We start from the raw sequence: 5,025 nt of genomic DNA, 5'->3' as shown, positions 1-5,025 counted from the left end.
CGGACTCGCTGACAACCATCCCTATAGCCAATACGAATAGGTTTTCTGCAATGGGGGTTGTTATCCCCGCTACATTCATCTCCTATGGGGCATTAAGTTTACTGTCGCCGGGTTTAAAAAGGTTGAATGCATCTACCCGTCATGAAACCAGGGAACACATCGTAGCGGGTGCCGTCATAGACAACTATACCCAATACGCGCCTACCGCAGCGGTTTATGGTCTCAACCTTTTGGGGGTAAAGGGCAAGCATAACCTCAAAGACCGGACGGTAATCTATATTACCTCCCAACTGATATTAGGAGCTATTGTCGTGCCTACCAAAAGTTGGGTTGGCGAGCGGCGGCCGGACGGTTCCAACAACCTTTCCTTCCCATCCGGCCATACTGCCACCGCCTTTTCCGCAGCCCATTTTATGTTCAGGGAATACCAAGGCACCCATTTCTGGCTAAGCATCTCCGGGTACCCCATCGCAGCGATGACGGGCATCTATCGGATATTCAACGACAAACATTGGGTCGGCGACGTGGTAGCAGGCGCGGGTATTGGTATTTTATCCACCGAGATTGCCTATTGGTTATATCCCATTACCTCAAAATGGTTCAATCCAAAAAACAATCGTCATTTTTTAACCATAGTGCCGGTTTATCAGCCGGGTCGATTGGGACTAAACATCACTAAAACATTTTGATCATGAAAACGAACACAGCAAAACAATTCACCACGATACACCGGGGGCTGCATTGGTGTACCGCAGCATTAATGTCCGTATTATTCATCACGGGCTTTTTACGGATGAACTGGATGGGAAAACANACGGGCTTTTTACGGATGAACTGGATGGGAAAACAGGCAATCCTCAACGCCATCGAACGGCACGCATCGGGCGCAATTAGCCAGGCACAAACGCAGGGGATCATCAAAAGCATACTTTGGCCCATGTGGCAGTGGCACGAGTTGGCAGCCTACATCCTGTTCGCGGTAATTGCCGCCCGGCTGATCTACATGGCCGTGGCCGGCATCCGGTTTCCCAACCCATTCCAACGCCAACAGGCGCTGAAAGAACGGATACAAGGGCTCGTTTACATACTGTTTTACCTTTTAGTCGTCATTACCGCGATTACTGGCAGCTACCTGAAATGGGGAGACGGCAGCCTGAAGGCACCCATGGAAGCCGTACATAAGTGGGCGATTTACTGGTTCCCGATATTTGCCATATTACACTTTATCGGGATTTGGATGACAGAATCAACCCTCCAAAAAGGGATCACCTCGCGGATGATTGGCGGAGACGAATGATCGATATCCAAAAATATCGATTATATTTAAATGGAATTTTGAAACAATATGCCCTACCACATCCCCGGCCATCTAAAGGGCCTTACCGACAGCGAAGTAGCCGCTTCCAGGAAGCAATACGGCTATAACCAGTTAGCCACCGTCCGGAAAAGCTCCTGGTTGTCGCTGCTCATCGATATCGTCAAAGAACCGATGCTGATCCTGCTCGTTGTCATCTCACTCATCTACGTGATTGTGGGCGATTACGGCGAAGCGGCATTTATGTTTGCGGCCATCGTGGCCGTTTCTGCCATTTCTTTCTATCAGGATAACCGCAGCAAAAAAGCATTGGAAGCGCTGGAAAAGCTCAACGAACCGCTGAGCCGGGTGATCCGGGATTCCGCCGTTGTCGACATCCCCACCCACGAGATTGCCGTGGGCGATCTCTGTATCACCGAAGAAGGAAAAATCATCAATGCCGATGGGCGTATCGTACACAGCAACGATTTCTCCGTCAACGAAGCGTCGCTTACCGGCGAGAGTTTCTCCGTATTCAAGGACAGCCGGTCGGAAGACAACCGGGTATACAGCGGAACGCTCACCGTTTCCGGGCTAGCCGTCTTCGAAGTAACAGAAATCGGAAAGGAAACCCGTATCGGTAAGATCGGCGAGTCGCTGCTAACGATAAAGGCGGAACCCTCTCCCCTACAGCTTCAGATCACCCGGTTCGTAAAAACGATGGCTATTATCGGCATCGTCATTTTCCTGATGGTCTGCCTCTTCCGGTACTACGAGACCGGCGACTTCGTTGCAAGCCTGCTTAACGGGCTGACGCTTGCCATGTCGGTACTGCCCGAAGAAATCCCGGTTGCGTTCACCACCTTCATGGCATTGGGTGCCTGGAAACTGATGCAGCAGGGCATCATCATCAAGCGAAGCAGCATCGTGGAAACATTGGGCAGCACCACCGTCATCTGTACCGACAAAACCGGTACCATTACCGAAAACTCGATGCAGCTGATCAACCTGTATGATTTCCGGACCGACAAGACCTACGACACGCCATCCTTCGGCAATCCGGAGTTGTCGACCCTCATCAGCTATGCCATGTGGAGCAGTGAGCCTGCCCCTTTTGACCCCATGGAGAAAACGCTGCACAACGTCTACGAGCAAACACAGCCGAGCGACCTGCGGGGCGACTACCGCATGTTCCATGAATATCCGCTCGAAGGAAAACCTCCGATGATGACGCACCTCTTTGCCGATGCCCGCAAAAACCGGATCGTTGCGGCCAAAGGTGCCCCCGAAGCCATCCTCAGCGTGTCCCGGCTTTCCGCCGATGAAAAAGAACGGGTACGGGAGCGGATCAAAACATTCGCCCAGCAGGGATACCGCATACTGGGTGTGGCTAAATCCCCATTCGAGGGGGATGACTTCCCCAAAAAGCAGCAGGATTTCGTCTTTGAATTCCTGGGGCTGACCGTCTTCTATGACCCACCCAAGAAAGGCATCAAAGAGGTATTCCAACGGATTTACGACGCCGGGATCGCTGTCAAAGTCATCACAGGCGACAATGCCGATACCACGAACGCCATCGCCGCCCAGGCAGGCATCGTTAGCGATGCCCCACCTGTAAACGGTGCCGAGATCATCAACCATTCGGAAGAAGAACTGATGCAGCTCTCGGCGCGCACCACGCTGTTTACGCGGATGTTTCCCGAAGCCAAACTGGCGGTGGTGAATGCACTGAAAAAACGGGGTGATGTCGTAGCCATGCTAGGCGATGGCGTAAACGATGGTCCCGCCCTGAAAGCGGCCCACATCGGGGTGGCCATGGGCAATAAAGGGACAGAAATCGCCAAATCGGCCGCTGCCCTGGTTATCACCAACGACGATTTGGAAAAGCTGATCACGGGCATTGCCGCCGGAAGAGGGATCTATGCCAACATCAAAAAAGCCATCCAATACATCATTTCCATCCACATCCCCATCATTTTAACGGTTTCCCTGCCCCTGTTTCTGGGATGGGTATTCCCGCAGATCTTTACCCCCGTCCATGTCATCTTCCTGGAGCTGGTGATGGGGCCTACTTGTTCCATCGTCTATGAAAATGAACCCATGGAACGGAACGCCATGCAGCGACCGCCCAGGATCATGACCGACACGTTTTTAAACGGGCGTGAGCTGATGATCAGCATCGTCCAGGGGTTGGTCATTACCGCCGGTGTGCTGTTTGCCTACCAACTGACTGCCCAGGCTGGCGGAAGCGAAGAAAAAACGAGAACGATGGTATTTACCACATTGATTTTCGCGAATATCCTGTTGAGCTTTGCCAACCGCTCGTTCTACTACAGCATTTTTGAGCGTTTCAAGGGCCGGAATCCCCTGCTCACCGGCATCACGGTGGGGGTGTTAGCGATGCTCTTTGCCATCCTATACGTGAAGCCCCTGTCCCGATTTTTTGACGTGACATCCCTGCGCGCATCCGAATTGGGGATTTGCATCGCGGTAGCCGTGGTCTCCGTGTTGTGGTTTGAAGTTTATAAATGGTTCCGCAGAAAGGAAAGCAGGGTTTTGGATCCCCTGACTGGAAAGCCAAAAAAGGATGCAAATCTACATTGAACATCGCCATGACAAGAAACTCCTGCAATCCACCACAAAAGGATTTTATTATGAATACGGTAAGTTATAGCGGGATATTGCCGCAATTCCGTCTTGATCACATCTTGCGGCTTACGGATGATACTGGAATCGTCCAGCATGCCATCTACAGTATCCCGAATTACCATGAAGGTTACTGCTTGGATGACAACGCACGTGCATTATTAATGGCGACAATGGTGTACCAAAAAAGCAAAGACAAAATAGCACTTCGACTTATCTCCCGTTATCTGGCCTACATCAACTATGCCCAAAATACTGACGGAACATTTCGGAATTTCATGGCATTTGACCGGCAGTTCCTGGACGATGTGGGTTCGGAAGATGCATTTGGCCGAGCCATATGGGCCCTTGGGTATACTATCGCGCATGCGCCAGAAAATGCTTACTTGGAGGCGGCACATCATATATTCTTTAAATCCGTTCCACAATTCGGACAACTCCGTTCGATCAGGAGTATTGCAACAACTATACTGGGGATAACATATTATCTGAAATACCACCCGACGGATGACCGGATAACCGGCCTGCTGCACCAATTGATGTATAAACTTTATGATGAATACCAATTGAACCGTCAGGCAAATTGGTATTGGTACGAGTCGTTGTTGGCGTATGACAACGCGCTTCTGCCCTTAGCGATGATCCGTGCCGCCCGGACGCTCAAAGATGACTCTTGCCGGAAAGTTGGTTATGAGAGTTTGGCCTTTCTTGAAAAGCATACAATGCAAAAAGGATATTTACGCCCGGTAGGGAACAATGGTTGGTATAAACGCAATCAGGAAATCGCTACTTTTGATCAACAACCCGTTGATGCTATGGCGTCTGTATTGCTTTTTATAGAGGCTTATCGAGACTGCGGCGATCAGCATTACTTCCGGTTGGCCCGAACGGCTTTCATGTGGTTCTACGGAGAAAATGACCTACATTTAAGTTTATATGATGCCGTAACCGGCGGTTGCTGCGACGGACTGGGTCATGACGGCATTAACAGAAATCAAGGTGCCGAGAGCACTCTGGCTTACCTAATCGCCTATCTTGCGATAGAACAAAGAACAAACGTTCGAAACGTAACCGCACACCAGATT

3 protein-coding genes and 1 pseudogene are annotated in these 5,025 nt (G+C 50.7%); all 4 read left to right on the top strand.

The features are described 5' to 3' along the window. Positions 1-689 (top strand): phosphatase PAP2 family protein (locus IEX60_RS24570; protein WP_188754044.1); only part of this gene is annotated, 689 nt, incomplete at its 5' end. A gap of 2 nt (positions 690-691) precedes the next feature. Next, positions 692-1,297 (top strand): cytochrome b/b6 domain-containing protein, encoded by a 606-nt coding sequence (locus tag IEX60_RS24565; protein ID WP_188754043.1) that lies wholly within the window; start codon positions 692-694, stop codon positions 1,295-1,297. A 48-nt stretch (positions 1,298-1,345) separates the two neighbouring features. After that, on the top strand, positions 1,346-3,898 hold the full coding sequence (locus IEX60_RS24560) for a cation-translocating P-type ATPase (protein ID WP_188754042.1): 2,553 nt from the start codon (positions 1,346-1,348) through the stop codon (positions 3,896-3,898). A gap of 50 nt (positions 3,899-3,948) precedes the next feature. Beyond that, a pseudogene (locus IEX60_RS24555) lies at positions 3,949-5,025 on the top strand (glycosyl transferase); the annotation flags it as partial.

This window comes from Parapedobacter defluvii, assembly GCF_014642075.1.
Lineage (GTDB): Bacteria > Bacteroidota > Bacteroidia > Sphingobacteriales > Sphingobacteriaceae > Parapedobacter > Parapedobacter defluvii.
The sequence above is the reverse complement of the archived record's forward strand: the minus strand, read 5'-3'. Positions and strand labels throughout refer to the sequence as shown.

Coding starts and splice junctions, on each gene's coding strand:
- IEX60_RS24560 (WP_188754042.1), top strand. CDS start 1,346: ATGCCCTACCACATCCCCGGCCATCTAAAGGGCCTTACCGACAGCGAA.